Raw genomic sequence first — 26,256 nt, 5'->3', positions numbered from 1 at the left:
TTCAAGCGTCCCGCCGTGTCCCCGCACGCAACACAAGTCATTCAAAAGAGATTGCAATGAGCGACCTGAAGGAAATGCCGCTGGTTGAACTGTCGGCCAAGGACCTGCCCGCGTTCTGTCCGAATCCGAAGATGCAGCGCTGGAGCACGCATCCGCGCGTGTTTATCGACATCACGCACGGCGAAGCGCGTTGCCCGTATTGCGGCACGCGCTACAAGCTGAAAGACGGCGAAGTCATCAAGGGGCATTGAGCAGCCGCCCTCTTACGGAAGGCCGAAGCCACGCCTCGTGCCCGCTTCGGCCTTCGTCCAATGCGCGAAATCGCAATCACACATTGCGCGCTCAAGCCACTCACCCACATCAACCGACGACTCGCCATAAGCCGCGAGCCGCGTATATTTTGAGATCGGAAAACGACTGATGCGCCGCGCGCTGGTAATAGCACCGAACTGGATCGGTGACGCACTCATGGCGCAGCCGCTTTTCACGCTGTTGAGAAAGCTGCATCCGCGCATCGTGATCGATGCCGTCGCGCCCTCGTGGGTCGCGCCCGTGCTCGAACGCATGCCGGAAATTCACGACGTCTACGCTACCGACCTCGCTCACGGCAAGCTGCAACTGCTGCGCCGCTGGCAACTGGCGAGCGACCTGCGCGATGTCGGCTACGACGCCGCCTACGTGCTGCCCAATTCCGCGAAATCCGCGCTGCTGCCCTGGATGGCGGGCATCCGGCTGCGCATCGGTTACAAGGGCGAAAGCCGTTACGGTCTGCTCAACGTGCGGCATGCCAATCCGCCGAAGACCGAGCGTCCGCCGATGACCGTGCACTACGCCGCGCTCGCTTATGCGCCGGGCGCGAAGCTGCCGTTCGTCGACAAGTTCGCGCAACCGCAGCCCGAAGGCATCGAAAATCCCGCGCCAACGCTGCCCGTGCCGCGCCTGGAAAACGATCCCAACGAGTCCGCGCGCGTGTCGGCGCGCTTCAATCTCGATACGCGCACGCCGCTCGTCGTGTTTTGCCCCGGCGCGGAGTATGGTCCCGCCAAGCGCTGGCCGCCGGAGCATTTTGCGTCGCTGGCGCAGTTCGTCGCGCAGTCGTTTCCGTATGCGCGGATCATCGCGCTGGGATCGAATAAAGATTCCGCCGTCGCCGATGCCATCGCCGCCCGCGCACCGAATGTGCGCAACCTGTGCGGCCAGACATCGCTCGGCGAAGCATGCGCGTTGATCGCGCGAGCGAGCGCGGTGGTCACCAACGATTCCGGCCTCATGCACGTCGCGGCGGCCATGCGACGGCCGCTCGTCGCGGTGTACGGCTCGACCGACCCGCGCCACACGCCGCCCTTGTCCGATCTCGCAAAGGTACAATGGCTGCATCTTGAATGCAGTCCGTGCTTTGCCCGCGAGTGTCCGCTCGGCCATCTGAACTGCCTTCGCGAACTTTCCGCCGAACAGGTTTTCGGCGACTTGCGCGGCATGCTGCTCGCGCATCGTTGATATCTCGAAGATTGATCCGCTGCGACATCCGCTAGCGGTTCTCCGACGGCATCGACCCAAGTGTGCGGGCGCTCACACGCGAATGCCTCCGAACGGGGGCATGCTTTGACCAATGACCGATGCGGCGCTAGTCCGGCACTACGGGCGCGCGCCGTAACGAAAGCCTGAGACCCACGAGCCATGCCACGTTTCGCCCGCCTCTTCGAAGCCGCAGCCGACACCCTCAACGCTTATTACCAGGCTGTCGCGGACGCCAGCATCGACAGCGTGATGTCGTTGTGGATCGACGAGGAATTCGCCACGTGCATCTGCGCGGACGGCACGCATCTGCATGGTCTGCCGAGCATCCGCGCCGGGATCGGCAAGCAGTTCGAAGCGCAGGCGGTGACCATCGAGCCGCTCGATATCCGCGTGTACGACAGTCTCGGCACCGTCGTGTATGCGATCGCGGAGGCGCATCAGCCAGCCGGAACGGTGGCGCCGCGCATGGTGTTCACGACTTATGTGATGGTCCACGAACGCGGCGAATGGAAAATCGCGCACATTCACGCGAGCGAGATGCCGATGGAAACAGCCGGCCAGTTCGCGGTCAAGATGCGCCACGGTCAGGGGCCGCTGCACTAAAAAACGCGGCCCGGTTGCAGAGCAGCACTAAGAAGACGTATGTCGGGGAGTGGCCATGAAGCGCGATCCTTTGTTGAAACACGATTCGTCATTCGTGGATACGGGGCCCGCAGCGGCGCTTAAGGAAAGCGTGCAGGCAGCCGGGCGAACGCTCGGCGCGCCGGTTGCGGACTGGCTCTACAACGCGCCGCGCTGGCTGCCGACGAGCCACGCGCAGACCATCGTGCCGGCGCTCTTCGGGCGCAAGCCGGCGGTGCAATACCGGCGCGAACGCTGGACCACGCCGGATGGCGACTTCATCGATCTCGACTGGGTAGCCGACGAAGCACCCGCCGACGCCCCGCTCTTCGTGCTGTTTCACGGCCTCGAAGGCAGTTCGGACTCCCACTACGCCCGCACGATGATGGCCGCCGCTCAAGCGCGCGGCTGGCACGGCGTCGTGCCGCACTTTCGCACGTGTAGTGGAGCGCTCAATCTGCTGCCGCGCTTTTACCATCTCGCCGACAGCGCCGAAGTCGACTGGATTCTGCGACGCCTGCGCGCCAATCACGCGGGGCCGATCGTGGCGGCGGGCGTCTCGCTGGGCGGCAATGTGCTGCTGCACTGGCTGTGCGACCGCGGCACCGAGGCTTCGTCGATCATCAGCGCGGCGGCCGCCATCTCCGCTCCGCTCGATGTTCACGCGGGCGGCGCAGCGATCTCGCAAGGCTTCGGCATGATCTACACACGCAGCTTTTTGAAGTCGCTCAAGCGCAAGGCGCTTGCGAAGCTCGGACAGTTTCCCGGCCTTTACGACCGCGACGCCGTACTCGCCGCGCGCACGCTGTACGAGTTCGACAACGTCGTGACCGCGCCGCTGCACGGCTTTCGCGACACCAACCACTATTGGTCGACCGCGACCACGCGCGCGCATCTGAACCGCATCGCGGCGCCAGCGCTTATCCTCAACGCGCGTAACGATCCGTTCTTGCCCGAGTTCGCGTTGCCGTCGCAGGCGGAAGTGTCGTCGCGCGTCACGCTCGATCAGCCGAACCACGGCGGACATGTCGGCTTCATGACGGGGCCGTTTCCAGGGCGGATCGACTGGTTGTCGCAGCGTGTGTTCGGCTATCTGGAGAACTTCGTCGCTCATGGATGACATCGTCAGGCAGGCGCTTGCCAAATGGCCGAACGTGCCGCATTGCACGGGCTGGCTTCTGCTCGACCGACGCGGCCAGTGGCGCATGCGCGACGATGCCGCGCAAGCCGCGGGCGAACTCGGCAGTCCCATCCGGCATGAGGCGCTGATCGGCTTCATCAACCGCAACTACGAGCGCGACGACGAGGGTCAGTGGTTCTTCCAGAACGGTCCGCAGCGCGTGTATGTGGAGTTGGCTTATACGCCGTGGATCGTGCGGCTCGATGTATCGGCGGATGGTTCGTTGCAGCTGACCGATCAGACGGGCGCGGCGTTCGAGCCGGAACAGGCGTGGATCGACGATGAAGGCGGTGTGTTGTTCGCCGATGCTTCCTCGCCGGCTCGCGTGGCCGCTTTGCACGATCATGATCTGGAGGTGCTGGCGGATCATGCTTCGCTGGATGAGGCTGCTTCGCCCGAGCACGGTGGCGTGTTTCATTGGCGCGACGGCATTGATCTTCCCTTGCAGACGATCAGACGGACGGATGTCGCGGCGCGTTTTGGCTTTGTCGCGAGTCCGGCTGCGCGGGCTATTGGCGTGCAGGGTTAGAGGTTATCGGCGCACGGATCGTGTACGGTCGTGGCCAAGGTCGGGCGCTCGCTTAGAGCTACCCGTAGCCCGCCGCCGTTCAGCTGTTTTTCTCCTCCTCGCGCTCCTCCTTGTAGCGCGTTTCGAAATCGCGCAGACGGGCGGAGATCGTCGAGAGATCGTAGAAACTCGCGGTTTTCAGGTCGCGCGCTTCCTTTAGCTGCCGAATCGCGGATGGCCATGCGCCGTCGAGCGCGAATTTCTCGGCCATCGCCTGATGCTGGCTCAGCGGGTCGTTGAGGCCCGCGCTCGCCTGCGCGAGATAGAGCCACCAGTCGGGGCGTAACGGGTCGGCGCGCGTTTCCTGGCGCGCGAGCGATTGGGCATCGGCGTAGCGGTGCGCCGACAGCAAGGCTTGCAGATGGATATCGATCGCCGCGTGCGAGTCCGGCCAGCGCTTCTGCGCTATTTCCGCGAGGCGGATGGCGTCGTCGTTACGGCCGGCGCGGCGGGCGATATCGGCGGCTAGCACGTCGAGGCTAGGCGTGCTGCGGGGCGTTGCGGGCGCTGGCGGCTGCGGTGGCGCGGCGGGTTGTGGGCTCTGGCGCGGGATCGAGGTGCTCGTGACGTGAACTGGCGGAAGCGGGATCGTGTTCTTCGAGGTTGGGGTGTTGGATGCGGTCGTGTGGCGGGAGTTGCTGTTCGCATCGGTGGTTGTCGCAGCGCCCGCGCGATTCGTCTCGGATGGATTGTTTTGGTGGCTCGACGAATCTTTCTCTGCGGTTGAGACGTTTGCGGTTTTCGGGCTTTTTGCGTTTGGGTTGTTTGGGTTGTTTGCGCGGTTAGTGCCGTTCGCCAGCGTTGCGCCGCCTGTGTTGGCCGCGCTCTTGACGTTGAGCGGATTGTTCGGATTACTCGCGCGATTGCCGCTCCCCGAAAAGCTCAGCACATCGTGCGCACTACTGCCGAGCAGCGAAGACATACCTTCCGATAACGCGACGCCATTCGTCCTTGCATCGGTGACGGCAGGCGCATGCCTCGTCTGTGCGGATCTCGCGCCGTCGGTAGCGAGATTCAACCCGGCATCGACGGAAGCAGCCGCCTTCGCCGACGATGCCGCCCCACGCTGCGCTTTCGAACCCCGTGCGCCGCTAGCCGCATCCGCGCCGCCGATACTCTTCAACTCCTGCCGCGCCTGCGCCGATGCCACCGCCGCATTCGCCTCCTCGCCTTCGAACAGACGACGCGACTTCGCGAGCGCATCGTTGGCGGCGTCGTAATCGCCGAGCAGCGACTGCGCGAGCGCGACGCCATACCAGTTCGCCGCCGGATTGAGCGCGGTCTGATCGCTGATCTCGGTCTTCAGCCGGCTCGCGACCTCGCGATAATCACTCGCATAATTGACCTGCAACACCCGCGCGCGCGCCCGCACGAACGCGTATTCGGGCGACTGACGCGGCTGCCGATACGGCACGCGCCGCGCACGATCCTCCATATCGGCGATGCGCTCGACGGTCAGCGGATGCGTGCGCGCATAAGGCGGCACGCCGTTATCGGACATCGTCAGGCGGTCCAGACGCGCGAAAAACGCGGTCATCGCGTAGGGATCGTAGCCGGCGGCGGCGAGCATCTGAAAGCCGACGCGGTCCGCCTCGTGTTCCGCCGCGCGCGAAAATTTGAGCTGATTGTCGACGGCGAACGCCTGCCCGCCCATCGCGATACCCATGCCGAGATCGCCGCTGCGCGCCATCACGCCAGCGAGCAAGCCGGCGAGCATGGCAGCGAGCGCGGCATAGCCGCTCTTTTTCTGCGCGCCGATCATGCGCGCGATGTGCCGCTGCAGCACGTGCCCCATCTCATGACCGATGACCGACGCCAGTTCCGACTCGGTCTGCGTCGCGGAAATCAGCCCCGTGTTCACGCCGATGAAACCGCCGGGCATCGAGAACGCGTTGATTTGCGGATCGCGCACGGCGAACAGGTCGAAGTCCGGCCGATAGCCACCGAGGTACTGCGTCGCGGCGGCGGCGGAGAGCTTGGTGGCGATGGAATCGAGGTAATCGCGCATCAGCCAGTCGTCGAGATAGTCGGGGTCGGCGCGGACTTCGCGCATCATCCGTTCGCCGAGCGTGCGTTCGGCTTGCGGTGAAAGCGTGCCGTCGGAGCCATCGCCGAGATCGGGAAGCTGCACCGAGGACAAGGGCGCACGCAGGCCGCTCATTTCGCCAGGCCGATTGGCGAAGCGGCTTTCGGCGCCGCCGTAGACGCCGAAGACGCCGTCGGCCAGGTTGGCGGGGGGTGAGGCGGGGACGGTGGTGGTGGTCGCGGTTGCTGCGGTTGCGGTTGCGGTGGGCGCGGTTGCGGTGGCCGCATTTGCGGTGGTCGCATTTGCGTTGGTCGCATTTGCGGTAATCGCATTTGCGGTAATCGCATTTGCGGCGGTCGCGTTTGCGGCGGTCGCGGTCACGTTCGCGGCGGTCGCGTTTGCAGCGCCCCTCGCGCCCGCCTTCGCCGAATCATCCGCGCGAGCCACGGACGCGCCAACCTGCGCCATCGCAACGGGCGGCACGGCGAGACTCAGGCACAGCACGAAAATGAGCGCACGGCTCGAACGTGTCAGATTCATGGCGCGAAACCGGCGTCGGCGAGCCGGTCAGCTTGATGACGAAAACGGGCTTATCGTATCAAGTGTTCGGCGCTCGGCGGTGGATTGAATCGGACCGAAGACGCCGTATCGCGCTGGTATGATGAGCGCCCGTTCGAAGGAGAGGCTATGTCCGGACTCACACATTTCGATGCCGCCGGCGAGGCGCACATGGTCGATGTCGGCGACAAGGGCGAGACACGCCGCATCGCCGTCGCGCGCGGTTCCATCGCCATGCTCGATGGCACGCTGGCCCTGATCCGCGAAGGCCGCGCGAAAAAAGGCGACGTGCTGGGCGTGGCGCGCATCGCCGCTATTCAGGGCGCGAAGCGCACGGCCGACCTGATTCCGCTGTGTCATCCGCTTGCGCTGACGCGCGTGGCGGTGGATTTCAGCATCGACGAAACGCTACCTGGCGTGCACTGCGAAGTGCGTGTGGAAACGGTCGGGCGCACCGGCGTGGAAATGGAAGCGCTCACCGCCGTGCAGATCGGCTTGCTGACGATCTACGACATGTGCAAGGCGGTGGATCGCGGCATGACGATCAACAATGTGAAGGTGCTGGAGAAGCATGGCGGGAAGTCGGGGGATTGGGTGGCGACGTAGTCCTCGCGCCCGGAGCCGACGCCGACCTCACTCATCATCGTCGTCATCATCGGCAGCGGCGTCCCCCACCCCCGGCTCTCCATACAACTTCACCAGATCCGCCTTGAACGAAGCCAGCGGCTTCCCCGTCTCATCGATGAGCTGATAAACCGACGCCAGTTGCTTCGGCCAGTCATGCAGTTGGGTCGCGAAAATCTTGAGCTTCGCCATCGTGTCCAGCGCTTCGTCGCGCTGACCAGCAAGCGCCTGCAGCACCGCATATCGCCGCAACACCGTCTCGCCCGGCAGTAACGCAATCGCCTTGCGATGCATCGCGAGCTTCTCTTCGAGGTTCTGCGCGTTGATCGGCACGAGCGTGGCGGCGCCGTATTCGCCCCACGCGGTGAAGAGAAACGAAGGATCGTCCCGATACTGCTCCGCCGGCCGCGATCCGTAGTAAAGCACCTCGGCCCGATGATAGTCGAGCATCACCGGATACAACGCCGCCAGCCCGCCCACCACGAGCACCACGTACACGCCGAACGACAACGGCTTCGCCACCAGCCGCAACGGCCGCGTCTCCAGCAAGCCGATCACGAGCATCGCCGGCATTAAAAAGAACATGTATTGCTGCGGATACTCAACCAACGCATGCATCAGCAGAACGCCAAGCAGCGAAAGCCCGAAAATGCGCGCGGGCGTCTGCGGCGCGCGCAGCACGCGAATCAGCCAGAAGACGAACCCCAGCACCAGAATGCCGAGGCCCAGCGCGCCCGTCTTCGCGAGCAAATCGATGAAGATGTCATGCGCATTGTTCGCGATCTCGACGCCGCCCAGCTCGCGCACCATGTCGAACTGATAGCGCGGAAACTCGCCCCAGCCGACGCCGAGGATGGGATGCGTATGGAACATCGTCCAGCCGTATTTCCACAACGCAAGGCGCGGCGCGATCTGATTGGCGTCCTGCATGCGCTCGGCGGCCGATTGCGCGAGGTCGAAGTGGAAGCGCACGTTGGCCCAGCGCACCGCCGCGTTCACCGCGAAGAACACGAGCGCGAGCACCACCGGCATGAGCCACGCGCGAAGATCGCGGCGGCCGGGTCCGTCGAAACCTTCCGCCACTGCCGGCCGCCCCTGCACGAACGCCATCCAGAATCCGGCGACGACGATCACCGCCATCTGCAACCAGGGTCCGCGCGAAACGGTCAGCGCATGTCCTAGCGAAAACACCGCCGTCAGCGCGAGCCACACGATAACGGGCAAACGCCGCGTCTGCACGAAGTACAGCGCGCCCGCCATCGCGAAGGCGATCACCGTTGCGAGGTGATTCGCCTGCGCCATGTTGCCGAACGGCCGCCGCTCAGCCATCACGTTATAAGCGACGACAAACGGCGTGAACTTCACCTCCAGATGCAGCAACTGCACGATCTGGCAAAAGACCGCGAACAGACCGCCCGCCATGAACGCGGCCGCGCCGATGCGCAACGCCTTCTCCGACAAACCCGCGCGCACGAGCCCGTAGCCGGTATGCACCGCGATGAACGAGGCGAGCAGATACGCGCCGCCGAGCCAGTTCATCGAAGGCTGCGATACCGGCAGCAACACCGTCTGAGCGATGAGCAGCACGCCGAACGCAAGCGGCATGAGCGCAACGACCGGCGAGGCGAACGACACGCGCGGCTCCGACACGCGCACGAGCAGCGCGACCGTCGCCCCGAGCGCCAAGTAAAGCGCCAGCGCGCTGTATTCGGCGTAGAAGGTCGGAATCGGATACGTGTGGTTGACGACGCCAAACGGCAAGGTCAACGCAAGGCACAGAACGGCAAAACAAAGGTAGCGCGCGTATTGAGAAGGCATGAGGGGCTGTGAACGTCGGCAACCGGCGCACTATACAAAACTTTGCTGCCCATGTCCGGTACACAGCCCGATTTGCGACGAAATCCCCGCGTTTCCAACAAAAAATCCCCGCACCTGACCGCTTCTTGCCGATGGCAGACGAGCGATGCCGACGCACCGCTCGTCTGCCCGTCGTCAGCGATGCACGTCAGCCACGGCATTCCGCCGGCGCGAGATTGGCGGGCAAGCTCGGTGCCTCCGCGGGCGACGGTCCCGCGCCCGGCGCCGGCAACGACGACGCCGCCTTGCCGCCCGCGAAGCATTCCCACGTCAAGGTGCCTGCCTGCACCGATCCGCGCGCGAGCGACACGCGGGCCGTCGGAGTCTCGGCGTTGTCGGGCGTGGATGGCACGAGCACGAGCGTGTTCGATCCTGCTGGTGCGACGCGCGTCGAATAGGCAATCGTGATCTGGCCGTTGTCGCTGTCGATGTGGATCGAGTCGACGTTGCGCGTGCCCGGCGGCGAGGCATATCCGCTTGCGAGATCGGCCGCGCTCGCCGCGTTCTCGGCCACGGCAAGCCGCGCCGATGCCGCGAGCGACAAGCCCTCGCCCACCCGGCTGCGCGCCAGATAATCCTGATACGCGGGAATCGCATACGCGGCCACCACGCCGACGATCGCCAACACGATCATCAGTTCGATCAGGGTGAAACCTCGCGTCGCCGCGTCGCCGGCAGAGCGCAGCCAGCCGTGCATCGCGCGCCAGGCACGCGGCGAATTCGTGTTGCAGGTGATCGTTGTCATCGGTACTCCCAAAAGGACAAAAAGCGCCCGGATGCATGATGCAATCCAGACGCTTCGATCTTATTCAGGGAGCTTTAGCGGTGACAGTCGGCCGAATGGCTAACGTGGGGGCCTGGGGTGAGCGTCTTTCGGTAAAGGCCTTAGCGTGAGCGCGTTCCCGGTCAACGCGATTGGGCGGAGTGCGCCTCAGTCACCGCACTGCATAGAACAGCCTCACCCCGGCGCCCGTTTAGCACTGGCGAGCGCGCGCCGCTTGATCAGCACGCCCGCCGCGACCACGAAAATCGCGCCCACCGCTCGCGCGGTATACCCGACGAGCTCCGTGTTCAGCTCGGGCCATCGGTCGATGAAGGGATCGTCGATGATCAAGCCGCCCGCGATCCACCCGAGCAACGCCGCGCCAAAAAGCACGATGACTGGGAAGCGATCGAGCAGCTTCAGCACCAGCGTGCTGCCCCACACGATGAGCGGAATGCTCACTACCAGCCCGAAGACGACGAGCGTGAAGCGATGCCGCGGGTCCGCCGCCTCCGCCGCGCCCGCAATGGCGATGACGTTGTCGAGGCTCATCACGGCGTCCGCGATGACGATGGTCTTGACCGCTGTCCAGAGCTTGTCCGATGCGTTGATCTCGTGCGCGTCGTGGTCGGGCTGCATCAGCTTCACGCCGATCCACAGCAGCAGGATGCCGCCGACGAACTTGAGGAACGGGATATCGAGCAGAAACACCGCGAACGCGATCAGCACGACGCGCAGCACGATGGCGCCGAGCGTGCCAAGCAAGATGCCACGCGTGCGCTGGCCGTCGGGCAAACCGCGACAGGCGAGCGCGATCACGACCGCGTTGTCGCCACCGAGCAGAATGTCGATGACAATGATCTGAAGCACCGCGCCCCAATGGAGCGTCGCAAAAAAATCGAGCATGTAGTAATAAAAAAAGCGAGGAAGCCAACGCTCCCTCGCTTTCTATTCGGCGGTTACGAAAGGATTCGGTAAGAGTACCAAACCCCAGGCCGTTCTGCCGATAAACCCGCTTAGATCACCGACTTCAACAGACGACCCATTTCCGACGGGTTCTTCGTGACCTTGATGCCGCACGCGTCCATGATTTCGAGCTTGGCATCGGCCGTGTCCGCGCCGCCCGAGATCAGCGCGCCTGCGTGACCCATGCGCTTGCCCGGAGGCGCCGTGACGCCCGCGATGAAGCCAACCACCGGCTTCTTCATGTTGTCCTTGATCCAGTAAGCGGCGTTCGCTTCGTCCGGACCGCCGATCTCGCCGATCATGATGACGGCGTCCGTTTCCGGATCGTCGTTGAACATCTTCATCACGTCGATGTGCTTGAGACCGTTGATCGGATCGCCGCCAATACCGACTGCCGACGACTGGCCAAGACCCAGCGCCGTCAACTGACCCACTGCTTCATACGTCAGCGTGCCCGAGCGCGATACCACGCCGATGCGACCCTTGCGGTGGATGTGACCCGGCATGATGCCGATCTTCAGTTCGTCCGGCGTGATCGTGCCGGGGCAGTTCGGTCCGAGCAGCAGCGTCTTGCGATTTTCGCGGCGCATGCGGTCCTTGATTTCCAGCATGTCGCGAACCGGAATGCCTTCCGTGATGCAGATGGCGAGATCGAGATCGGCCTCGACGGCTTCCCAGATCGCGGCGGCGGCGCCCGCGGGCGGAACGTAGATCACCGATACGGTTGCGCCCGTTTCGGCCTTCGCTTCCTTCACGCTCGCGTAAATGGGGATGCCTTCGAAATCTTCGCCGGCCTTCTTCGGGTTCACGCCCGCAACGTACGCTTCGCGGCCGTTCGCGTATTCGCGGCAGGCGCGCGTATGGAACTGACCGGTCTTGCCGGTGATGCCCTGCGTGATGACCTTCGTGTCTTTGTTGATCAGAATCGACATGTAGTGACCTCTGTTCGTTTGGCGTCGCGACGCTTTCTCATATGGAAAGCCCGCGCCGCCATTCGTGTCTGGTGGAACGCTCTTGTCAGACTAGGAAGCGGGCGCGCTTACTTGCCTTCGGCCGCCGCGACGACCTTCTGCGCGGCTTCTTCCATGCTGTCGGCGGAGATGATCGGCAGACCGGAGTCCGCGAGCATCTTCTTGCCGAGGTCTTCGTTCGTGCCCTTCATGCGCACGACGAGCGGCACCTTCAGGTCCACGGCCTTCGACGCGACCATCACGCCTTCCGCGATCACGTCGCAGCGCATGATGCCGCCGAAGATGTTGACGAGGATCGCCTTCAGGTTCGGATTCTTGAGCATCAGCTTGAAGGCTTCGGTTACCTTCTCGGTCGTGGCGCCGCCGCCGACGTCCAGGAAGTTGGCCGGCTCGCCGCCGAACAGCTTGATGGTGTCCATCGTGGCCATGGCCAGACCCGCGCCGTTCACGAGACAGCCGATGTTGCCGTCGAGCGAGATGTACGCGAGGTCGAACTTCGACGCTTCGACTTCAGCCGGATCTTCTTCGTCGAGATCGCGATACGCGACGATTTCCGGGTGACGGAAGAGCGCGTTCGCGTCGAAGTTGAATTTGGCGTCGAGCGCGATGACCTTGCCGTCGCCGGTCAGGATCAGCGGGTTGATTTCCGCGAGCGATGCATCCGTCTCGTAGAACGCCTTGTAGAGACCCTGCAGAATGGTGCGTGCTTGCGGCAACGATGCGTCTGGAATGCCGATCTTGCGCGCGAGGTCGTCCGCTTCGGCGTCCTTCAAGCCCGTGGCGGGATCGACCGGCAGCTTGTGCAGCAACTCGGGCGTCTTTTCCGCGACTTCCTCGATGTCCATGCCGCCTTCGCTCGACGCCATCACGACGACCTTTTGCGAAACGCGGTCGAGCACGAGGCCGACGTAAAGTTCCTTCTTGATGTCCGCGCCTTCTTCGATCAGAAGACGGTTCACCTTCTGGCCCTCGGAACCGGTCTGGTGCGTGACGAGCTGCATGCCGAGGATCTGGTTCGCGTATTCGCGGACCTGATCGATTGACTTCGCGACCTTCACGCCGCCGCCCTTACCACGGCCGCCAGCGTGAATCTGCGCCTTGACGACCCATACCGGGCCGCCCAGCTCTTCCGCGGCCTTGACCGCATCATCCACCGAGAACACGGGTTTGCCGCGCGGGACCGCGACGCCGAATTTCCGCAGGATTTCCTTACCCTGGTACTCGTGAATCTTCATGCGTGATTCCTTCAGTCTGAGAGTTGGAGTGAACTTCGATTTGCTGAACCGCTGATTTCATCGATTCTTGTTTGAATGCTGATCGCCGCGTGCGCGCTAGGTGTCGCGCGGCTTGGTGTCGCTTGTGCCTGCGCGCTCGAACCAGCGCGGATAGTACTCCTCGACCGCGGGGCCGTCGAAGCGCAATGCGTGACAGCGCCCGAGTTGAAACGGCGGTGTGTCCGATGCTGCCTTTGCGTCCTTCGAATCGAACGGATTACCCGATTCGGTATTCCAGACCTGACCCGCGAATCCCTGGATGGCGACGGTCGGCAGGACGGCGCACAACTCGGTGAGATGCGTGCAAGCAGCCGCGCCGCCAATACGCTGATTGACTTCGCGGCGAAAATTCTTGAGGAGATTGAGCCCGATGAGCGAGCGATAAGCGGGATTGGACTCGGCGCAGAGACCAGCATAAGGCGCCCACTCCGAGGACGCTTCTGCGCCGACGATAGTGAGTTCGCGGTCGATGGTGATGCGTAGCCAGAGTTCATGGATTGGCTGACCGTATGGCCGTACGCCCGTCACGAGTTGAAAGTCGCGCGTCTTCTCGTCGGTTAGAACGGCTTCGATGTCCCAAAGGCCGTCATCTCGCTCGAACGCTTCAATCCGAATCGCGCGACGATGGCGCAATTGTCGGGAAACGGGCGGGGAAAGAGGCATGCTGGACCAAAGCCGGAACGGGAAAACCGTGGAATTTTAGCATATTGGGTATTTCAAGCCGGGGATGACTCAGGCACCAGAAACGTGCGCGGGGAAAGCTTGAGAAGCCTGTGCTTATTAACGCTTCGGCGCGGTGCGGGATTTTCTTCCCGCCTCGGAGCTTGCATGCACGCGGTCGTTTGAAATCACTTCTTACTTTGGTGGACTAGAAGCCCAACGCGCGGATGTGGAAACATGAGCCCGAACTCTTTGCATGCGCGCGAAACCTGAAATTACTCAGCGGTCGAAATCCGCCAGCACGACGAGGCAAGCGCGTGGAGCATGGAATAATTAACCTAATGCTTCGCGTGTGAATGGTTTTGAACCGAGTCGTGATGGAATGCGGCTTCGCCATGAGTCCAGCACGTGTAAGCATGAAATGTATGCACGCGGCGCTCGGGCAATCACATGGCGCTCGAATGCGCCCGTACTGAACTAGACGGCGTTCGCCATCAATCGTCGATGACTTCGTCGGTCCAGTCTTCGTCGCTTCCCTTCAACACCTTGCTGATCGTGCTCATGGAAAAGCCGCGCGCCGCGAGAAAGCGCGCTTGCTTCGCACGCTCCGCGGGCGTTTCCGGTACGACGCCGTACTTCCTCTCCCATACGGACTGCGCTCGCGCGGTTTCGGTCTGCGCGAGTTTGTCGGCAGTTTCGCCGATGAGCGTCTCTCCCACTGCATGACGCTTCAATTCGTGGATGATCCGGCTGCCGCCCATGCGCGCCGCTCTTCGATGCACGACGCTTTCGACAAAGCGCTCGTTCGAGAGCCAGCCGTCGCGTTCGAGGCTATCGAGCAGTGTTTCGAGCGAATCGGCTTCTTCGACGTAGGGACGCAACTTGCGCGATAACTCCGCGCGGCTATATTCCCGACGAGACAGGTAAGCGAGCGCGCGTCCTTTAAGCGAACGTTGCGGACGCTTGGAATCTTTGACTTCGGCAGCGGAAGTTTTGCGAGCGCGTTGACTTGAACGGCTGTAGACCGATTCGGATGCTGTGTTGACGCCTGCATCCGGCGTGCACTGCTCGAAGGGCTCGAAAGGATCGGCGTCTTCGAAGGCGTCGATTGCAGATGATTGGTTTGGATTGGCAATCCGGCTTGCCAAGGGTGACGCGTTCTGCGCACGGTTGGTCGCCAGAGTCGGCCTTTCCACTGCCGGCTTGGAGGTTGCGTTTCTCGACGGTGCGTTGCCCTCACGAATGGACGCTGCCTGCATCAGCAACGCGCGGGCTTGCTCCAGACGCGCCCGGCGATCTTCGGACGACGGTGTCTGACTTTCCCGGACAGCAGCAGCATCAACATCGGCCGCCCTTGCGTCCAACTCAGCAGCATCACGCGCATTCACCGGCAACTCTCGCCGCCAGCCACCACGCAACGCCTTCGCCGAATCGCGCGACTGAGTGTCACGCGACTGAGGATCACTCGCGCCGTTCGGATCATCAGAACCAGCAGACCGCCCGAACCTTCCGTCCGTTCTGCCAGCCTTCGATCCGAACCGGCGCTTCAACATCGTCAGTGACCAAGTGAGTATCTAAACAACGAGACGACGACTATGTGACGATAAAGCGACAACTCACTCGTCCGCCACCGTGGCGCCCGGCGCCACGGCGTCAGCCATTGCCGCCACGCCGAGCGACTCGCGGATCTTGTTCTCGATCTCGCGGGCGATGTCCGGGTTCTCGCGCAGGAATTCGCGCGCGTTGTCCTTGCCCTGACCAATACGCTCGCCGTTATAGCTGTACCAGGCGCCCGCCTTGTCGACCAACTTGGCCTGCACGCCCAGGTCGATGATCTCGCCCTGACGCGAAATGCCTTCGCCATAAAGAATGTCGAAAATGGCTTCGCGGAACGGCGGCGAGACCTTGTTCTTCACGACCTTCACGCGCGTTTCGTTGCCGATGACTTCGTCGTTCTTCTTGATGGAACCAATACGGCGAATGTCCAGGCGCACCGACGAATAGAACTTCAGCGCGTTGCCGCCCGTGGTGGTTTCCGGGTTGCCGAACATCACGCCGATCTTCATGCGGATCTGGTTGATGAAGATCACGAGGCAGTTCGTACGCTTGATGGTGCCAGTTAGCTTGCGCAGCGCTTGCGACATCAGGCGCGCTTGCAAACCAGGCAGCGAGTCGCCCATTTCGCCTTCGATTTCCGCCTTCGGCACGAGCGCCGCGACGGAGTCGATGACGATCATGTCGATGGAGCCGGAGCGCACCAGCGCATCCGCGATTTCCAGTGCCTGCTCGCCCGTGTCCGGCTGCGAGATCAGCAGTTCCTGCGCATTCACGCCGAGCTTCTGCGCGTATTGCACGTCGAGCGCGTGTTCCGCGTCGATAAACGCCGCCGTGCCGCCGACCTTTTGCATCTCGGCGATCACCTGCAGCGTGAGTGTGGTCTTGCCCGACGACTCAGGCCCGTAGATTTCCACGACACGGCCGCGCGGCAAGCCGCCGACGCCGAGCGCGATATCCAGACCGAGCGACCCTGTCGAGACCACCTGAATGTCTTCCACCACCTCGCCTGCGCCGAGCCGCATGATCGACCCTTTGCCGAATTGCTTTTCGATCTGCGCGAGCGCGGCGGCCAATGCCTTGCCCTTCTCCGCAGTCATGCCAGCCGGGCCTTTCTTGCTTTCTTCCATGAATCGTCCTTTGCTATGATGAACGGCGTCTGAGGCGGGTGCCGGCAAGCTCGAAACGAACTCGAGCCCGTCTGTAGCACTCCCGCAGACACTGTATAAAAAAACAGTAGTTTTTGCAAGCCCGATCGCGCGACGCAGTCTTTTTTCCACGCCGCGCGCACCGCGCAAAAACCGCAAAACACCTGGAGACCGCCGCGCCGGGCGAAATGCGGTGTCGGCAATGACTGCGCTTTGCCGCGCACGAAGGCGCACAACACGATGCGAATCCTCATTGCCGAAGACGACAGCATACTCGCGGACGGTCTCATTCGATCACTCCGCCAATCGGGATACGCCGTCGACCATGTGAAGCATGGCGTCGAGGCAGATACCGCCCTTTCGCTGCAAACTTTCGACCTCCTGATTCTCGATCTCGGCCTGCCGCTCATGCCCGGTCTGGAGGTGCTGCGCCGCCTGCGCGCACGCAATTCGCAGATGCCGGTTTTGATCCTGACGGCGGCCGACAGTGTCGACGAACGCGTGAAGGGACTCGACCTCGGCGCCGATGACTATATGGCCAAACCCTTCGCGCTCAACGAGCTCGAAGCGCGCGTTCGAGCGTTGACGCGACGCGGCGCGGGTGGCGGTCCGACTGTCGTGAAGCATGGTTCGCTGGCGTTCGACCAGGTCGGACGCGTCGCGCATATCGGCGAGCAAGTCGTAGACCTGTCCGCGCGCGAACTCGGCGTGCTCGAAGTGCTGCTCCAGCGCATCGGGCGGCTCGTGTCGAAGGAACAGCTCGTGAATCATCTGTGCGAGTGGGGTGAAGAAGTAAGCAACAACGCAATCGAGGTGTACGTGCACCGCTTGCGCAAAAAAATCGAAGCGAGCGGCGCGCGCATCATCACGGTGCGCGGGCTCGGCTACACGCTGGAAAAAGCCGTCGCCACCGTCGACAACGGCGCCGTTGCCCAACCCGCGGCGAGCGATTCCCTGCCCGCCAGCCCTCAATACAAGTAGCCGCGCATGGCGTCGCCCGTTTCCACCGAACCAAGCGAAGCCCGGCACGGACACGACCACGCCGCCACCGAAAGCGACACCGACGCCAAGCGCGACGCGCGCTACGCCAACCCGTTCGCGCCTCCCGACGAACTCGAACCCGACAACGAAACGCATCCGCGCTCGCTCTTCGGCGAGATTCTCGACTGGATGCTTGCGCCGCTTCTGCTGCTCTGGCCGATGAGCATCGCGGTGACGTATCTGGTCGCGAAGTCGATTGCCAACGGTCCGTTCGACCGCGCGCTCGAAGCCGACGTCTACATGCTCGCGCGCCAAATCCAGCCGGTGAACGGCGTCGCCGAACTGCGTCTACCCGATGTCACGCGCGATTTCCTGCGCGCCGACAACGTCGACAGCGTGTTCTTTCAAGTGCTCGGCACGCGCGGCGAACTGGTCGGCGGCGACCGTGACATGCCCTTGCCGCATGACGACGATCGTCCGCAGCCGGGCATCGTCGAATTTCGCGACGACGCCCTGCGCGGCAACGACATTCGCGTCGCCTACACGACGGTCGATGTGCCCGGTCTCGCACCGGGACGCGATCCCGCCGAGACGCAGCCGGTGCTCGTGCAGGTCGCCGAGACGCTGGACAAACGCAGCCAGCTCGCCAACGACATCATCAAAGGCGTGATCCTGCCGCAGTTCGTGATCCTGCCGCTCGCCATCGTGCTCGTGTGGTTCGGCCTCTCGCGCGGGCTCGCGCCGCTGCACGCGCTGCAGTCGAACATTCGCGCGCGGCGTCCGGACGACCTCTCGCCGCTCGAAGCGGCCCGCGCGCCGCCCGAGATCGCGCCGCTCGTGGCGTCGTTCAACGATTTGCTCGTGCGGCTCGAACAGAACATGGAGTTTCAGAAGCGCTTTATCGCCGATGCGGCGCATCAGATGAAAACGCCGCTCGCCGGCCTGCGCATGCAGGCGGAGTTTGCGTTGCGCCAAGAGGTATCGACGGAAGTGCAGCGCTCGCTCGAACAGATCGCCACGAGTTCCGAGCACGCGGCGCGGCTCGTCACGCAATTGCTCGCGTTGGCGCGCGCGGAAAATCGCGCGACGGGGCAGATTTTCTCGCACGTCGAACTGACCGATCTCGCGCGGCTCGCCGTGCGCGACTGGGTGCAGGCGGCGCTCGCGAAGGGTATCGATATCGGTTACGAGGAGCCCGCGTATCCCGTCGAAGTAGAGGGCAACGCGGTGATGCTGCGTGAATTGCTGTCGAATCTGATCGATAACGCCATCCGCTACACGCCTCCGAGCGGACGCGTGACCGTGCGTGTGCGGACCGGCGAGCACGATCTCGGTCACGTTCATCTCGAAGTGGAAGACACCGGACTTGGCATTCCGAGCGCCGAACGCGAGCGCGTGCTCGAGCGTTTCTATCGCATTCTCGGACGCGAGGGCGACGGCAGCGGCCTCGGTCTCGCCATCGTCAAGGAGATCACGGCGATGCACGGCGGCACGCTCGTCATCGAAGATCATGTGTATCAGGAAGCGCCGCGACTGGCTGGAACGCTGGTTCGCGTGAGCTTACAGCGGGTTTTTCCTATGCGGGACAAACCCTGAGCCCGCCCAGCGCCCAACACCTCGACAAACAACATAAAACGCGCATTGACGCAAGAATGAACGAGATAAAAAGAAAATAGCAGATGGTTCGCCGAAGATGTACTTTATGCGCCGATTCAACACGCATCCGAGCGAGTCAGAACGCCGTAAGTTTTCGTTCCAATAATCGTTGCACCGGAGCGCCTCGGGCGTTTCCGACACGTACGCGAATTCAAATCAGGAGACGATTCATGGCTACGGTTGAGGGGCGCATTTCCCACGCACCGATGACGAGCGAGGAAAGGAAGGTCATCTTCGCTTCGTCGCTCGGCACGGTGTTCGAGTGGTACGACTTTTATCTGGCGGGCTCGCTTGCCATCTACATCAGCAAGACGTTCTTCTCGGGCGTCAATCCGACCGCTGGCTTCATCTTCACGCTGCTCGGCTTCGCGGCGGGTTTCGCGGTGCGTCCGTTCGGCGCGATCGTGTTCGGGCGGCTCGGCGATATGGTCGGGCGCAAATACACGTTTCTCGTGACCATCGTCATCATGGGTTTGTCGACGTTTCTGATCGGCTTCCTGCCCGGCTACGCGACCATAGGCATTGCGGCGCCGGTCATCTTTATCGCGATGCGCTTGCTGCAGGGCCTCGCGCTCGGCGGCGAGTACGGCGGCGCGGCGACCTACGTCGCGGAGCACGCACCGGCCAACAAGCGCGGCGCATGGACCGCGTGGATCCAGACCACGGCGACGCTTGGCCTTTTCATTTCGCTGATCGTGATTTTGGCGGTACGCACGATGGTTGGCGAAGAACAGTTCGGTGCCTGGGGCTGGCGCATTCCGTTCCTCGTGTCGATCCTGCTGCTCGCGGTGTCGGTGTGGATTCGCATGAAGCTGCATGAATCGCCGGTGTTCGAGCGCATCAAGTCCGAAGGCAAGACTTCGAAGGCGCCGCTGACCGAAGCGTTCGGCGAATGGAAGAACCTGAAGATCGTGTTGCTGGCGCTGTTCGGTTTGACGGCGGGTCAGGCGGTCGTGTGGTACACCGGGCAGTTCTACTCGCTCTTCTTTCTCACGCAAACCCTCAAGGTCGATGGCACCAGCGCGAATATCATGGTCGCGGTGGCGCTTTTGATCGGCACGCCGTTCTTCGTGTTCTTCGGGTCGCTGTCGGACCGGATCGGCCGCAAGCCGATCATCATGGCGGGCTGCCTGATCGCCGCGTTGAGCTTCTTCCCGCTCTTCAAGGCGCTCGCGCACTACACCAACCCGACGCTCGAAGCCGCGACGCAGAAGTCGCCGATTGTCGTGATCTCCAATCCGGACGAGTGCTCGTTCCAGTTCAATCCGGTGGGCACGTCGAAGTTCACGTCGTCGTGCGATATCGCGAAGAGCGCGCTGTCCAAGGCCGGTCTCAACTACGAGAACGTCGCGGCACCGGCGGGCACGCTCGCGCAGATCAAGGTGGGCGAAACGGTGGTGAACACCTACGACGGCAAGGCGGCCGACGCGAAGGCGCAAGGCGCGGCCTTCGACAAGACGCTCGCCGGCACGTTGAAGAGCGCGGGCTATCCGGCGAAGGCCGATCCGGCGCTCATCAACTGGCCAATGGCGATCGTCGTTTTGACCATCCTCGTGATCTTCGTGACGATGGTCTACGGCCCGATCGCGGCAATGCTGGTTGAGATGTTCCCGGCGCGGATTCGCTACACGTCGATGTCGCTGCCGTATCACATCGGCAATGGCTGGTTCGGTGGATTTCTTCCTGCGACGGCCTTCGCTATCGTCGCCGCGAGAGGCGATATTTATTCGGGCTTGTGGTATCCGATTGTGATTGCGCTGGCGACGTTCGTGATCGGCATGTTGTTCGTCAAGGACACGCGCAAGACGAATGTCTATGACGAAGATTGATGACGATGGTGCTTTGCTGCCGCTTTCCTGCCGCTTGAATAAACCGAGCGGCAGGGGTTGACAGCGGTTTCACCTATCGCCATAATCTCGCTTCTTTCGGCGAATTAGCTCAGTCGGTTAGAGCGACGGAATCATAATCCGCAGGTCCGGGGTTCGAATCCCTGATTCGCCACCAGCATCAAAAGAAGCCGCTGTTCCGCAAGGATCAGCGGCTTTTTGCTTTCGGCGCGCTTCCCGGCATGCCAGCGTTTTTTTGTCTTCATGCATGACCGGCGCCTTTCCGCATCTCGTTGGTTACGCGCTCGTCGCCATGACACTCGACACGCGTGACTTGCCCGCCGCGAAGTGACGCGACGCTTCTCAAACGCCTCCTCGTTCGAATCAAGCGGAGATGTTTGCTTACAAATGTCACACCGAACGCGTCCACCGGGCAGCAAACGCGGCGTTATAGCAAGCAGGCATCAATGCCTTGCAAGCACTCAACGGAGACGCTGCCATGAACGCCGTACCCCAGTTCGATCAAAAGCCCTCGCGTATTCATCCGCTCATGGCGGCGGCGGCCGTCTCGGTGATCCTCGCTTGCGGTACAGGCGTGGCCGCGATGACCGGCCTTCTGCCGTCATCGAAAGCCACCGCGACGGCCGTGACGGCTTCGCCGCTGGTAGATGGGCAAGTCGCCAAGGCGTCGCCCGCAAGCGCGCCGGCTCTGACTGGGAGCGACGCGGATCGATTGCCGCGTGCGGTTCGCGGGCATCACTTGAAACCGGCGTCGACGACGGCACATAGCGTGGCGGTCGCGGCGCCCGCAGCGGTCGAAGCCCAACCGGCGTACGATCCGTATGCCGGCCAGGTCATGGCGGTGAACGCGGTGCAGACCGCGCAACCCACCACGGGTCTCGGTGCAATAGGCGGCGCGGTCGTCGGCGGTTTGGCGGGGACGCAGATCGGTAACGGTCGCGGACGCACGGCGGCGACGATCATCGGCGCACTTGGCGGCGGGCTCGCGGGCAATCAGATCGAACATGTCGTCCACAAGACGACGACGTATCAGGTGCAAGTCCGCATGAACGATGGCAGCGTGCGCAGCTTCAATTACGACAGCGCGCCCGGCGTCGCGGTCGGCGAGCGAGTGCGCGTGGCGGGTGAATCGCTGAGCCCGGCTTGAGAACGGCGCGCCTTTGCAAAGCCTGACGCGTCTTAAGACAACACTAATTATCGAGTGCGATGATGTTTCCATGCTCATCGCACGAAGCGTCCCGGCCCGCCGGTTCGGGTGCGCGAGCAAGAACCTGTTCCGGAGAATTCCGTGAAGAAAAAATCGACGAATACGAAGTCCGGCCGTCCTGCCATGTCGCCGCTGTTGCGCGCGCTGACCTATAGCCGCGCCGCCCGCGAACCGATGACCAACGCCATGCTGCTTCAAGCCTATGCCGCACTCGACGCCTTCCGGCGCGGACACGGCTCGAAGCCGCTCTTCATGGCGCTGTGCCGGCATCTGCTGATCGCGGAAGAACTCGGCCAGCTCGGTCACGTGACGGATCACGCCGACGACATCACCGCAGCCTACGAAGCGCTCGTCGAACTGGACGAGCGGCACACCGGCACGGGCGAGTGGACGCTCGACGACGCGGCGCACGCCAACCTGTGCGATGCACTCGCCATCTATGCCGACCAGCTCGAAGACGCGACGCTCGAACACATCGCGCAAGCCGAAGCACGCATGGTCACGCAATCGCTCGTCGCGGCAAACTTGCGTCACGAGGCCAAACACGAAGAACTGGCTTAGTCGAAAAGCCGATCGGACGGTTAAGGGTTTATCCGCCACGCATCTTGCTTGCGTGTGTTCGAGAACGAACACTCATACAAAACCGTTGCCTCGATACTGTGTCTGCGCACGGGGGAAGTCGATTCAAGCGCAAACGGACCACAAAGAAGATGGGCGGCATTCGACCGAGTTGTGGGTAAAGGCACAGGCGCGCCAGGCAGGTAACGAATAACGAGCGCACGGTTTTGCCAACAGCCCGGCGAGTAGCAGGCGAACCACGCCATCGCTCCGACAAAGAAGCTCAAAAGCCGGCACTCGCCGGCTTTTCTTTTTTGCGCGACTCAGCGGTACTTCGAGAACACCGTCCGGCCGCACTCCGCACACCATGAACGCTGCGCGGATTCGATATCCGCATCCCATACGTGTCCCCACGCGCATCGCCAGGAAGGCGGCGCCTTGATGTCGGCACGGCCCGGCGATAACAGCGCACCGCCGCGCATCTGCGCGATGCCATGCAAGCGCTGCATCTCGACCTCGCGCCGGTGCGACGCGCAGTTCATGCAACGAATGTTCTGAGCCGCATCTACCGCGTCGTCCCAGTGATGACCACGGTCGCAAGCCCAGAGCGTGAGCGTCGCATCGTTCGCGTCTTGCAGATAACGGTCGCGATAGCGCGCGGCGTCATTCATCAAGGCGTTTCGTCTCTTGTCGTTATTCTGATTGTTCATTGCCTCTGCAACCTCTCAATGACGTCCGCCGCCCTCCGCCTCCGAGCGCGAAGTCGTCACCACGATGCCGTTCGGGTCGAAATGCGCGTTGAACATGGCGTCGCGATTCACGCCATCTTCGAGCCAGTGCCAACTCCACACGCGTTCCTGCTTCAGTCGATACTCCGCGACGGTGGTCGGCTTGCCAAGCAACCGGCGCACTTCATCCTGCGTCATGCCGGGCCTTACCTTCGCGATATTCGCCGCGGTCAGAACCTGCGTCACCGACACGAAGAGTCCGTCGGCGTCGAGATCGACGAAATAGGTGTTCGTTCCCGCCGGGCCGCGCGGATATTCGAGCCGCTTGGAACCGTCGGTGAAAGTCCGTTCGATTTCCGGGTCGCCCATCTGACTGCGAATCTGCGCCTCGGTCGTGACGCCAGGCTGCAAATCCTTCAGCAGCAGATTGTCGGGCTTCACGGCATTAAAAATTGCCTTGAGCTTGTTCAACCCATCCTCGCTTTGCTGCTGATCGCAGCCAGCAAGCAATGACAGCGCGACACATGCCGCGCCCATGACTTTCTTCACCATCACTCTCCTTCGACCTTCATTTTTCAACCTTCATTCTTCAACCACCTGCGCCAAGCAGGGGCAACGGGTCAACCGCCGCGCCCGACTTGCGTACTTCGAAATGCAGCTCCGGAGAGCCGCTCGGTCCCGTGCCCATGTCGGCGATGGTCGCACCTTGCTTGACCATATCGCCTTCGTGCACGAGCAGCTTGTCGTTATAGGCGTAAGCGGTCAGAAAATCGTTGCCATGCCGCACGATGATCATGCGCCCATACGAGCGCAAGCCGCTGCCCGCATACACGACCTTGCCGCCGGCCGCCGCCTTCACGGGTTGCCCGACCTTGCCGGAGATATCGATTCCCTTGTTGCCGCTTGCGCCGAACTTGCGCACGACCTCGCCCTTCGCGGGCCACACGAACGTGCCCCTGGCGGCGCTCACATGTTCTTCGCTGGCTTCGGGCGCGGGCTTTTGCACGACGGACTTTTCGGTCTTGTCGCTCGATGACTTCTGCGGTGTGGGAATGAGCGGCGGCATGTCTTTCTTTTGCGCCGTGCTCGCGGATGCCACGGCTGCGCCCGGCGGCACCACGCGCAACAACTGTCCGATATTCACCTGCTTGCTTTCGGGCAGCGTGTTCCATTTGGCGAGGTCGTCGGGCTTCTGCTTGTAGTTTCGCGCGATGCCATAAAGCGTGTCGCCCGGCTTCACGCGATAGAAGCCCGGCTCCGCTGGCGGCGCGTTGAGCGGCACGACCGGCGCGGGAATGACGGCGGGCGACGTCGTCTGAACGACAGGCGGCGCGCTCGACGCCGAACTCTCGACGATAGGCGCGGGCGTGCGCGGTGTGGAGGAACATCCGGCGAGCATTGCCGCGACCGCTGCCCCCGCGATGCCCGCGCGGCTGAATAGCTTGAAACCTTCCATTTGCATCGACACCAACGTTCTCATTCTCTTGTTCTAGTCTCTTGCAGCGTGTTCAAAGCCCACAGCGCCGATTACAGCAATGCGTCGCGCCGCTCCTGTTGCAGTACGTGAAACGATCAACATCCGCCAGCATAAAACATTACCGAAACAATTCCGCCGTCGTGACATAAACGACACAAGTGGCCATTCGGTGCACCGGGCGTTTCGGCATTCTAAATTTTGATCAAATTACACACTATCTTCGGCGCGCTTGCCGTGTCTGGCGCGAGCCGTGGCATCGACAAAACTTGACACTCAGGCCGGTCCGCGTGGCCGTTCTTTGGGCTAAATTCACCGCGCTCGAAAGCAGGAGCTTCCTGCAGTCCTGCAATCATCTAATCTCTCGGAGTTTTTTCTCATGAATTTCTTGCAACACGGAATCATCCTCTGGCTGATCATCGGCGGCGTCGCGGGCTGGCTCGCCGGTCTCATCATGAACGGCAGCGGCTTCGGCGTGATCGTCGACATTATCGTCGGCGTGGTCGGCGGTCTGATCGGCGGCTGGCTGTTCGGCACGCTCGGTATCTCGTTCGGCGGCGGCATCTTCGGCTCGCTCGTGACGGCCGTGATCGGCGCAGTCGTGCTGCTGTTCCTTATCCGCCTGATTCGCCGCGGATAAAACGCATCGAGCGAGGCGCGCAGTAACACGCGTCTCGCTCGATTTCAGTGCCCCGAAGCAGCAATCGCCGTTGCGGCTTACGCCTTCGAGCGCCGCCGCGTCAGCTTCCAAAGCGCACCCAGCGCGATCGGCACCACTGCCGCGCCGATTCCCACCAGCACGATCACGTTCAAATACTGCCGAATGAACGGAATGTTGCCGAAGAAGTAGCCGAGTAGCACGAGCAACAGGACCCAAACCAGCGCGCCCAGAATATTGAAGAACTGAAAGCGCGTGTGATTCATCGACGAAGCGCCCGCCACGAACGGCGCGAAGGTCCGTACCACCGGCACGAAGCGCGCGATCACGATAGTCTTGCCGCCGTGATGCTCATAAAAGTTGTGGGTCTTTTGCAGCGCCGCGCGGTCGAGAAAGCGCTCCAGCACGGGAATGTTGGTGTCGAACACCTTCGGGCCGATAGCGCGCCCGATCCAGTAATTCACCGTGTTCCCCAGAACAGCCGCCACGAGCAGCAGCACGATGAGCGCGCTCAAGTCCATCGCGTGGGACGCGGCAAACGCGCCGCCGATGAACAACAGCGAATCGCCCGGCAGGAACGGGAATACGACGAGCCCGGTTTCGCAGAACACGATAAGGAACAACACCGCATAGACCCAAGCGCCGTAGTGCTGGATAAAGACACCGAGCGACTTGTCGATGTGAAGGATCATCCCTAGAAATTGCAGCAGCGTGTCCAAAAGCTTTCCTCGAAAAAAATGGCCCGGCGCGACAGGAATCTGCCCGCCGTCAAGAACCGTGGAAGGTCGCGCCATGATACCGAACGCAAACGCGCCTTCAATTAGGAAGCGCTCATCCAGACGCCGTCTCGACGCCCTTT

At 62.6% G+C, this 26,256-nt stretch carries 24 protein-coding genes, 1 tRNA gene and 2 pseudogenes; 13 read left to right on the top strand and 14 right to left on the bottom strand.

What is annotated here, in order from left to right:
* Window positions 1-56 precede the first annotated feature (56 nt).
* The 5 genes from P9250_RS21090 to P9250_RS21070 all read left to right on the top strand — a co-directional run bounded on the left by P9250_RS21090 (window position 57) and on the right by P9250_RS21070 (window position 3,848).
* Window positions 57-251 carry a zinc-finger domain-containing protein gene (locus P9250_RS21090; protein ID WP_244827144.1) on the top strand — a complete coding sequence of 65 codons (195 nt, stop codon included), beginning with the start codon at window positions 57-59 and terminating at the stop codon, window positions 249-251.
* Window positions 252-420: 169 nt separating this feature from the next.
* Window positions 421-1,497 carry a lipopolysaccharide heptosyltransferase II gene (gene waaF, locus P9250_RS21085; protein ID WP_244827143.1) on the top strand — a complete coding sequence of 359 codons (1,077 nt, stop codon included), beginning with the start codon at window positions 421-423 and terminating at the stop codon, window positions 1,495-1,497.
* 180 nt (window positions 1,498-1,677) lie between these two features.
* Complete coding sequence (locus tag P9250_RS21080; protein WP_244827142.1) at window positions 1,678-2,121, top strand: nuclear transport factor 2 family protein; 444 nt, start codon at window positions 1,678-1,680, stop codon at window positions 2,119-2,121.
* A 55-nt stretch (window positions 2,122-2,176) separates the two neighbouring features.
* Window positions 2,177-3,259 carry an alpha/beta fold hydrolase gene (locus P9250_RS21075; protein ID WP_310394982.1) on the top strand — a complete coding sequence of 361 codons (1,083 nt, stop codon included), beginning with the start codon at window positions 2,177-2,179 and terminating at the stop codon, window positions 3,257-3,259.
* Complete coding sequence (locus P9250_RS21070) at window positions 3,252-3,848, top strand: DUF2946 family protein (RefSeq protein ID WP_310394980.1); 597 nt, start codon at window positions 3,252-3,254, stop codon at window positions 3,846-3,848. Before P9250_RS21075 ends, P9250_RS21070 begins: the two co-directional genes overlap by 8 nt.
* 79 nt (window positions 3,849-3,927) lie before the next feature.
* Here the strand turns inward: P9250_RS21070 and P9250_RS21065 are convergent.
* Window positions 3,928-4,380 (bottom strand): annotated as a pseudogene (locus P9250_RS21065) (tetratricopeptide repeat protein); the annotation flags it as partial.
* A 441-nt stretch (window positions 4,381-4,821) separates the two neighbouring features.
* Window positions 4,822-6,381: pseudogene (locus tag P9250_RS21060) on the bottom strand (M48 family metalloprotease); the annotation flags it as partial.
* A 219-nt stretch (window positions 6,382-6,600) separates the two neighbouring features.
* On the opposite strand from P9250_RS21060, the gene moaC reads away from it, so the two are divergent.
* Window positions 6,601-7,077 (top strand): cyclic pyranopterin monophosphate synthase MoaC, encoded by a 477-nt coding sequence (gene moaC / locus P9250_RS21055; protein ID WP_244827139.1) that lies wholly within the window; start codon window positions 6,601-6,603, stop codon window positions 7,075-7,077.
* A 27-nt stretch (window positions 7,078-7,104) separates the two neighbouring features.
* Here moaC and P9250_RS21050 read toward each other — a convergent pair whose 3' ends face one another.
* The 8 genes from P9250_RS21050 to recA all read right to left on the bottom strand — a co-directional run bounded on the left by P9250_RS21050 (window position 7,105) and on the right by recA (window position 16,270).
* On the bottom strand, window positions 7,105-8,913 hold the full coding sequence (locus tag P9250_RS21050) for a Wzy polymerase domain-containing protein (protein WP_310394978.1): 1,809 nt from the start codon (window positions 8,911-8,913) through the stop codon (window positions 7,105-7,107).
* Between the two features lie 187 nt (window positions 8,914-9,100).
* Window positions 9,101-9,649, bottom strand: coding sequence for a pilin (locus P9250_RS21045; RefSeq protein WP_244827965.1), 549 nt, complete (start codon window positions 9,647-9,649; stop codon window positions 9,101-9,103).
* A 261-nt stretch (window positions 9,650-9,910) separates the two neighbouring features.
* Entirely contained in the window at window positions 9,911-10,621 is a 711-nt protein-coding gene (locus P9250_RS21040) for a TerC family protein (RefSeq protein WP_310394976.1), read from the bottom strand.
* Between the two features lie 110 nt (window positions 10,622-10,731).
* Entirely contained in the window at window positions 10,732-11,613 is an 882-nt protein-coding gene (gene sucD / locus P9250_RS21035; RefSeq protein WP_159835338.1) for a succinate--CoA ligase subunit alpha, read from the bottom strand.
* A gap of 107 nt (window positions 11,614-11,720) precedes the next feature.
* A complete protein-coding gene (gene sucC, locus P9250_RS21030) occupies window positions 11,721-12,887 on the bottom strand; it encodes an ADP-forming succinate--CoA ligase subunit beta (protein WP_244827136.1) in 1,167 nt (388 codons plus the stop codon).
* A gap of 96 nt (window positions 12,888-12,983) precedes the next feature.
* Window positions 12,984-13,589, bottom strand: coding sequence for a DUF2889 domain-containing protein (locus tag P9250_RS21025; protein ID WP_310394974.1), 606 nt, complete (start codon window positions 13,587-13,589; stop codon window positions 12,984-12,986).
* A 491-nt stretch (window positions 13,590-14,080) separates the two neighbouring features.
* Entirely contained in the window at window positions 14,081-14,845 is a 765-nt protein-coding gene (recX, locus tag P9250_RS21020; RefSeq protein ID WP_409014919.1) for a recombination regulator RecX, read from the bottom strand.
* Window positions 14,846-15,202: 357 nt separating this feature from the next.
* On the bottom strand, window positions 15,203-16,270 hold the full coding sequence (gene recA / locus P9250_RS21015; protein WP_284502972.1) for a recombinase RecA: 1,068 nt from the start codon (window positions 16,268-16,270) through the stop codon (window positions 15,203-15,205).
* A 258-nt stretch (window positions 16,271-16,528) separates the two neighbouring features.
* Between recA and P9250_RS21010 the strand changes: the two genes are divergently transcribed.
* The 6 genes from P9250_RS21010 (at window position 16,529) to P9250_RS20985 (ending at window position 22,540) form a co-directional block, all read left to right on the top strand.
* The gene (locus tag P9250_RS21010) at window positions 16,529-17,269 is read left to right on the top strand and encodes a response regulator transcription factor (protein WP_244827133.1); all 741 of its coding nucleotides are present in this window, start codon (window positions 16,529-16,531) and stop codon (window positions 17,267-17,269) included.
* Window positions 17,270-17,275: 6 nt separating this feature from the next.
* The gene (locus P9250_RS21005) at window positions 17,276-18,865 is read left to right on the top strand and encodes a sensor histidine kinase N-terminal domain-containing protein (protein ID WP_310394967.1); all 1,590 of its coding nucleotides are present in this window, start codon (window positions 17,276-17,278) and stop codon (window positions 18,863-18,865) included.
* 230 nt (window positions 18,866-19,095) lie between these two features.
* Window positions 19,096-20,754, top strand: coding sequence for an MFS transporter (locus tag P9250_RS21000; RefSeq protein WP_244827131.1), 1,659 nt, complete (start codon window positions 19,096-19,098; stop codon window positions 20,752-20,754).
* 98 nt (window positions 20,755-20,852) lie between these two features.
* Window positions 20,853-20,929, top strand: a tRNA-Met gene (locus P9250_RS20995).
* A gap of 321 nt (window positions 20,930-21,250) precedes the next feature.
* Window positions 21,251-21,919 (top strand): glycine zipper 2TM domain-containing protein, encoded by a 669-nt coding sequence (locus tag P9250_RS20990; protein ID WP_310394965.1) that lies wholly within the window; start codon window positions 21,251-21,253, stop codon window positions 21,917-21,919.
* Between the two features lie 141 nt (window positions 21,920-22,060).
* The gene (locus tag P9250_RS20985) at window positions 22,061-22,540 is read left to right on the top strand and encodes a hypothetical protein (RefSeq protein WP_310394963.1); all 480 of its coding nucleotides are present in this window, start codon (window positions 22,061-22,063) and stop codon (window positions 22,538-22,540) included.
* Window positions 22,541-22,860: 320 nt separating this feature from the next.
* On the opposite strand, the gene P9250_RS20980 is transcribed toward P9250_RS20985, so the two are convergent.
* The 3 genes from P9250_RS20980 to P9250_RS20970 are packed head-to-tail and all read right to left on the bottom strand — an operon-like array spanning window position 22,861 to window position 24,745.
* Window positions 22,861-23,247 (bottom strand): hypothetical protein, encoded by a 387-nt coding sequence (locus P9250_RS20980; protein ID WP_309841481.1) that lies wholly within the window; start codon window positions 23,245-23,247, stop codon window positions 22,861-22,863.
* 15 nt (window positions 23,248-23,262) lie between these two features.
* Entirely contained in the window at window positions 23,263-23,817 is a 555-nt protein-coding gene (bamE, locus tag P9250_RS20975) for an outer membrane protein assembly factor BamE (RefSeq protein WP_244827089.1), read from the bottom strand.
* Window positions 23,818-23,854: 37 nt separating this feature from the next.
* A complete protein-coding gene (locus tag P9250_RS20970) occupies window positions 23,855-24,745 on the bottom strand; it encodes a peptidoglycan DD-metalloendopeptidase family protein (RefSeq protein WP_310394961.1) in 891 nt (296 codons plus the stop codon).
* A 382-nt stretch (window positions 24,746-25,127) separates the two neighbouring features.
* Between P9250_RS20970 and P9250_RS20965 the strand changes: the two genes are divergently transcribed.
* Window positions 25,128-25,379: a GlsB/YeaQ/YmgE family stress response membrane protein gene (locus P9250_RS20965; RefSeq protein WP_244827961.1), complete on the top strand. Its 252-nt coding sequence runs from the start codon at window positions 25,128-25,130 to the stop codon at window positions 25,377-25,379.
* Window positions 25,380-25,456: 77 nt separating this feature from the next.
* Here P9250_RS20965 and P9250_RS20960 read toward each other — a convergent pair whose 3' ends face one another.
* Entirely contained in the window at window positions 25,457-26,116 is a 660-nt protein-coding gene (locus tag P9250_RS20960) for a VTT domain-containing protein (RefSeq protein ID WP_244827087.1), read from the bottom strand.
* Window positions 26,117-26,256 lie beyond the last annotated feature (140 nt).

The sequence above is a fragment of the Caballeronia sp. LP006 genome (assembly GCF_031450995.1).
In the GTDB taxonomy this organism is placed as follows: Bacteria; Pseudomonadota; Gammaproteobacteria; order Burkholderiales; family Burkholderiaceae; genus Caballeronia.
The sequence above is the reverse complement of the archived record's forward strand: the minus strand, read 5'-3'. Positions and strand labels throughout refer to the sequence as shown.

Bases quoted from the DNA above. Each gene is read 5' to 3' on its own strand.
- P9250_RS21075 (WP_310394982.1), top strand. From the start codon at position 2,177: ATGAAGCGCGATCCTTTGTTGAAACACGATTCGTCATTCGTGGATACG.
- P9250_RS20970 (WP_310394961.1), bottom strand. From the start codon at position 24,745: ATGAGAACGTTGGTGTCGATGCAAATGGAAGGTTTCAAGCTATTCAGC.
- waaF (WP_244827143.1), top strand. From the start codon at position 421: ATGCGCCGCGCGCTGGTAATAGCACCGAACTGGATCGGTGACGCACTC.
- P9250_RS21090 (WP_244827144.1), top strand. From the start codon at position 57: ATGAGCGACCTGAAGGAAATGCCGCTGGTTGAACTGTCGGCCAAGGAC.
- sucD (WP_159835338.1), bottom strand. From the start codon at position 11,613: ATGTCGATTCTGATCAACAAAGACACGAAGGTCATCACGCAGGGCATC.
- sucC (WP_244827136.1), bottom strand. From the start codon at position 12,887: ATGAAGATTCACGAGTACCAGGGTAAGGAAATCCTGCGGAAATTCGGC.
- recX (WP_409014919.1), bottom strand. From the start codon at position 14,845: ATGCAGGCAGCGTCCATTCGTGAGGGCAACGCACCGTCGAGAAACGCA.
- P9250_RS21005 (WP_310394967.1), top strand. From the start codon at position 17,276: ATGGCGTCGCCCGTTTCCACCGAACCAAGCGAAGCCCGGCACGGACAC.
- P9250_RS21040 (WP_310394976.1), bottom strand. From the start codon at position 10,621: ATGCTCGATTTTTTTGCGACGCTCCATTGGGGCGCGGTGCTTCAGATC.
- P9250_RS21010 (WP_244827133.1), top strand. From the start codon at position 16,529: ATGCGAATCCTCATTGCCGAAGACGACAGCATACTCGCGGACGGTCTC.
- moaC (WP_244827139.1), top strand. From the start codon at position 6,601: ATGTCCGGACTCACACATTTCGATGCCGCCGGCGAGGCGCACATGGTC.
- P9250_RS21025 (WP_310394974.1), bottom strand. From the start codon at position 13,589: ATGCCTCTTTCCCCGCCCGTTTCCCGACAATTGCGCCATCGTCGCGCG.
- P9250_RS21000 (WP_244827131.1), top strand. From the start codon at position 19,096: ATGGCTACGGTTGAGGGGCGCATTTCCCACGCACCGATGACGAGCGAG.
- P9250_RS21050 (WP_310394978.1), bottom strand. From the start codon at position 8,913: ATGCCTTCTCAATACGCGCGCTACCTTTGTTTTGCCGTTCTGTGCCTT.
- P9250_RS21080 (WP_244827142.1), top strand. From the start codon at position 1,678: ATGCCACGTTTCGCCCGCCTCTTCGAAGCCGCAGCCGACACCCTCAAC.
- recA (WP_284502972.1), bottom strand. From the start codon at position 16,270: ATGGAAGAAAGCAAGAAAGGCCCGGCTGGCATGACTGCGGAGAAGGGC.
- P9250_RS21045 (WP_244827965.1), bottom strand. From the start codon at position 9,649: ATGCACGGCTGGCTGCGCTCTGCCGGCGACGCGGCGACGCGAGGTTTC.
- P9250_RS20990 (WP_310394965.1), top strand. From the start codon at position 21,251: ATGAACGCCGTACCCCAGTTCGATCAAAAGCCCTCGCGTATTCATCCG.
- P9250_RS20980 (WP_309841481.1), bottom strand. From the start codon at position 23,247: ATGAACAATCAGAATAACGACAAGAGACGAAACGCCTTGATGAATGAC.
- bamE (WP_244827089.1), bottom strand. From the start codon at position 23,817: ATGGTGAAGAAAGTCATGGGCGCGGCATGTGTCGCGCTGTCATTGCTT.
- P9250_RS21070 (WP_310394980.1), top strand. From the start codon at position 3,252: ATGGATGACATCGTCAGGCAGGCGCTTGCCAAATGGCCGAACGTGCCG.